4 protein-coding genes are annotated in these 4,593 nt (G+C 75.5%); 3 read left to right on the forward strand and 1 reads right to left on the reverse strand.

Annotated elements, in window-relative coordinates; all coding sequences use genetic code 11:
* Positions 1–184: 184 nt before the first annotated feature.
* Complete coding sequence (locus AW16_RS0116480) at positions 185–796, forward strand: LysE family transporter (protein ID WP_029292190.1); 612 nt, start codon at positions 185–187, stop codon at positions 794–796.
* Between the two features lie 19 nt (positions 797–815).
* Here the strand turns inward: AW16_RS0116480 and AW16_RS0116485 are convergent, their stop codons facing one another.
* Entirely contained in the window at positions 816–1,580 is a 765-nt protein-coding gene (locus AW16_RS0116485; protein WP_029292192.1) for a hypothetical protein, read from the reverse strand.
* A 167-nt stretch (positions 1,581–1,747) separates the two neighbouring features.
* Here AW16_RS0116485 and AW16_RS0116490 point away from each other — a divergent pair, with 167 nt between their 5' ends.
* On the forward strand, positions 1,748–3,046 hold the full coding sequence (locus AW16_RS0116490) for a bifunctional glycosyltransferase family 2/GtrA family protein (RefSeq protein ID WP_051682038.1): 1,299 nt from the start codon (positions 1,748–1,750) through the stop codon (positions 3,044–3,046).
* Positions 3,043–4,593 (forward strand): glycosyltransferase family 39 protein (locus AW16_RS0116495; protein WP_034649803.1); only part of this gene is annotated, 1,551 nt, incomplete at its 3' end. The genes AW16_RS0116490 and AW16_RS0116495, both read left to right, overlap by 4 nt.

Below are 4,593 nucleotides of genomic sequence, written 5' to 3' on the forward strand. Positions count from 1 at the left end.
GGCCTGACCCACTCGATCACTCCCCGTCGACCCGCCGAGCAAGCGGTTGGTTGCGCTGGGAGGCCTCCGAGCGTGATCAACTGCTTGCTCGAGAACGGGCAGGGCGGGACGAACCGGGCCCCTGGTGCGGGATCGGGTCGGTGGTCGGGCACGGGGCGGGTAGCCTCCCGGCCGTGATCCGTCGATGAGCGCGTTCCTGGCCGGCGTCGCGGCGGGGTATGCGATCGCTGTGCCGGTGGGCGCGATCGGGGCGCTGCTCGTGACGCTCGGCGCGCGCGACGGGTGGCGCGTGGGAGCCGCCGGCGGGCTGGGGACCGCGACGGTCGACGGCACGTACGCGCTGCTCGCGGTGGTGGCGGGTGCCGTGCTGGCACCCGCGATCGCGGACTGGCGCGAGCCGTTGCGGTGGGGTTCGACCGTCGTGCTCGTCGTCGTGGGCGTATGGCTGACCATGCCCGCATGGCGGCCCGCCGACCCCGACGGGCCGCCGGCGCAGCGCTGGTCGCCCGCGCGGGCCTACCTGACCGTGCTCGGGCTGACCGCGGTGAACCCCGCGACGCTCGTGTACTTCGCGGCGCTCGTCGCGGGACAGCCGTTCGGCGAGCTCGTCGGGGCCGGTCAGCGCGGGGCGTTCGTCGCCGGCGCGTTCCTCGCGTCGGCGTCGTGGGGCGTCGCGCTCACCGGTGCGGGTGCGGCCGCGGGGCGCTGGCTCACGGGGCCGCGCGGACGACGATGGACCGCGCTCGTCGGCGGGGCCGTGGTGCTCGTGCTCGCCGCGAGGACCGCCGCCGGCTGACGACGGGCGGCCCGGGCACTCAGAGCGGGAAGGCCTTGTAGGCGTTCAGCACGTCGGACACCGGGCCGACGATCCGGAACACCGACGTGCCGTTCGTCCACACCGCGGTGCCCTGGCCGTCGCCCGAGTCGACGACCGCGAACGTCCCGACCTTCTGCCCGCCGGCCATCACGTCGCCGGTCTGCGGCAGGCCGGCCGCGGGCGACGTGGGCTGGACCTGCATGTCGTCGAGCAGGCTCTTCGCGAACGACGTGGCCGCGCCGGCGGTCGCCCACTGGCCGGCGTCGACCACGAGCTGCCCCGAGCCGCCGTCGCCGTACGTGTCCGTCACGGCCTCGAGCGCACCCGCGGCGATCCAGCCGTCCTGCGGCTTCTCGGAGACGAGCGCGTACTGGAGCACGGTCGTCGGGAGCGCGGACGTGAACGCGGTCTCGTCCTGGCGCGCGACCGGCGAGACGGTCGGGGTGGGGCTCGGCACGACCACGGTCGGGGTCACGACCGGACCCGCGGCGGCGTCGTCCGAGCCGTGCGTGGCGACGAGGACGACGACGAGCGCGACGACCAGCACCGCGGCCCCCGCGACAGCGGGCCACAGCCACGCGGGCCGCGTGCGGGCGGGCTCGTCGGCGGTGGTCGGTGCACCCTGGTCGCCCGTCGCCGCGCCGGCCTCGTCGGGGGCGGCAGCCATGCCAGCGTCCGCGGCGGCCTCGCCGGCCGGATCGATCGGCGTCGCAGCCCACTCGGGCACGTTCGGCGTCGGGCCGGGCTGCTCGGGCTCGCTCATCGGTCATCCCCTCCGTCGCCCCCTGCGCGCACGTCGCCGCGCCGGTCTGCAGGCAGCCTAGCGACGGCAGGCGCCCTGGTCGGGGACCACGCCACCGACGACGACGCACAGCCGTCGCCCAGGCCCTGCACGGTGGACGACGAGACGCCGCGCGCATCGTCGTACGCATGGACACGACCGACGCCCCGTCGACCGGTGCCGCCCACGCGCGCACCGAAGGAGCAGCACCACCCGTGCTCGACCTTGTCATCCCGGTCTACGACGAGGAGGCGGGCCTCGAGCGCTCGGTGCGCGCCGCCCGCCACTTCCTCGACACCTCGTTCCCCTACCCCGCGCGCCTGACGATCGCCGACAACGCCTCGCGCGACGGCACGCTCGCGATCGCTCGTCGGCTGGCCGACGACCTGGACGGCGTGCGCGTCGTCCACCTCGGCGCCAAGGGGCGCGGCAGGGCGCTGCACACCGCGTGGCTCGGCTCGGACGCGCTCGTGCAGGCGTACATGGACGTCGACCTCTCGACGAACCTCGGGGCCCTGCTGCCGCTGGTCGCGCCGCTGGTCAGCGGGCACTCGCACCTCGCGATCGGCACGCGGCTGTCACGCGCGTCCCGCGTGGTGCGCGGGCCCCGGCGCGAGGTGATCTCGCGGTGCTACAACCTCGTCCTGCGCGGTGCGCTCGCGGCGAGGTTCTCGGACGCGCAGTGCGGGTTCAAGGCGATCCGGGCCGACGCGGCGCGCGAGCTGCTGCCGCTCGTCGCCGACACCGGCTGGTTCTTCGACACCGAGCTGCTGGTGCTGGCGGAGAAGGCGGGTCTGCGGATCCACGAGGTCCCGGTGGACTGGGTCGACGACCCCGACTCACGCGTCGACGTGCTCGCGACGGCCCGCGACGACCTGCGGGGCGTGGTGCGCGTCGCGCGCGACCTGGCCGCGGGACGCATCCCGCTCGCCGACGTGCGCGCGCACCTGCCGCTCGTCGGCGACTCCCCGACGACCCCCGTCGAGCCCGGAAACGTGCTGCTGCGCCAGCTCGTACGGTTCGCGGCCGTGGGCGTCGCGTGCACCGCGGCGTACGCGGTCCTGTACCTGCTGCTCGCGGGCCCGTGGGGCGCGCAGGCGGCCAACGTCACCGCGCTGCTGGTCACCGCGGTCGCGAACACGGCCGCCAACCGACGGCTCACGTTCGGGGTGCGGGGCCGCGAGCGCGCGGTGCGGCACCAGGGGCAGGGGCTGGCCGTCCTCGCGCTCGCGTGGTCGTTGACGTCGGGCTCGCTCGCACTCCTGCACGCGCTCGCGCCCGGTGCGCCACGCGCGGCGGAGCTCACGGTCCTCGTCGTCGCGAACCTCGCGGCGACCGTCCTGCGGTTCGTGCTGCTGCGCAGCTGGGTGTTCCGCTCCCCCGCAGACCCGGCCCAAGCCCCGGCCCTGGCCCTCACCACCACCCCTGCCGAAGGGACGCCCCGATGACCACGACGCACCGCACCGACGCACCGATGCACCTGCCCGCCGACGCCGCGCCCGTGGACGGCCCCCCGCCCGCCGACCGCACGCCGGCCCCCGCCGACCTCAGCGCACCCGGCCGCACCCCGCGCGCCCGCTGGGAGCCGTTCGCGCTCGTCGCGCTCCTCGTCGGGACCGGGACGCTCTACCTGTGGGACCTGTCCGCGTCCGGCTGGGGCAACTCGTTCTACGCGGCCGCCGCGCAGGCGGGGTCGCAGTCCTGGAAGGCGTTCCTGTACGGCGCGTCCGACGCCGCGGGGTCCATCACCGTGGACAAGCCGCCCGCGTCGATCTGGCCCATGGCGCTGTCGGTGCGACTGTTCGGGCTGTCGTCGTGGTCGGTGCTCGCGCCGCAGGCGCTCATGGGCGTCGCGTCGGTGGGGCTCGTGTGGGCGAGCGTGCGGCGTCGGTTCACCGCGCAGGCCGCGCTGGTCGCGGGTGCGGTGCTGGCGCTCACGCCGGTCGCTGCGCTGATGTTCCGGTTCGACAACCCGGACGCGCTGCTCGTGCTGCTGCTCGTCGGGTCCGTCTGGGCGACGATGCGCGCGATCGAGGGTCCGCGGACCACGCGCTGGATGGTCCTCGCGGGCGCGCTCGTCGGGTTCGCGTTCCTCACCAAGCAGCTGCAGGCCTTCCTCGTGCTGCCGGGCGTCGCGCTCGCCTTCCTGTGGGCGGCGCCCGTCTCGTTCGGCCGACGAGTGCGCGACGGCCTGGTCGCGGTGCTCGCGATGGTGGTCGCCGCGGGCTGGTGGGTCGCGCTCGTCGAGCTCGTGCCCGCCTCGATGCGGCCGTACGTGGGCGGTTCGCAGGACAACTCGTTCCTCGAGCTGACGTTCGGCTACAACGGCTTCGGCCGGATCACCGGCGACGAGACCGGCTCGGTCGGCGGCGGACGGTCCTCGCAGTGGGGAACCGTGGGCCTCGGGCGGCTGCTCGGCACCGACATCGGCGGTCAGATCGCATGGCTGGTCCCGGCCGCGCTCGTGCTCGGCGCGGCGGCCCTGTGGGTACGCCGGCGGTACCCGCGCACCGATGCCGGCCGCGCCGAGGTCGTGGTCTGGGGCGGCTGGCTGGTCGTCACCGGCCTCGTGTTCTCGTTCATGGGCGGGATCTTCCACCAGTACTACACGGTGGCCCTCTCCCCGGCCGTCGCGGCCCTCGTCGGGATCGGTGCGGGCGAGCTGTGGCGGCGGCGTTCGTCGATCGCGGCGCTCGTCGTGCTCGCCGCGACGACGCTGATCACGACGTGGTGGTCCTTCACGCTCCTGAGCCGGTCGGGCGACTGGTTGCCGTGGCTGCGGTGGGCCGTGGTCGTCGCGGGCGTGCTGGGGGCGACGCTGCTGCTCGTCGGTCGCATCGCCGGACAGGCCGTGCTCGTGGGCGGGGCCGCGGCATCGCTCGTCGCGGGGCTCGCCGGGCCGGCCGCGTACACGGTGCAGACCGCCTCGACCGCGCACACCGGGTCGATCGTGACCGCCGGGCCGAGCGTGTCGTCCGGGCAGGGCGGACCTGGT

Origin of the sequence: Cellulomonas sp. HZM (assembly GCF_000708885.1) — a bacterium.
GTDB lineage: Bacteria > Actinomycetota > Actinomycetes > Actinomycetales > Cellulomonadaceae > Cellulomonas.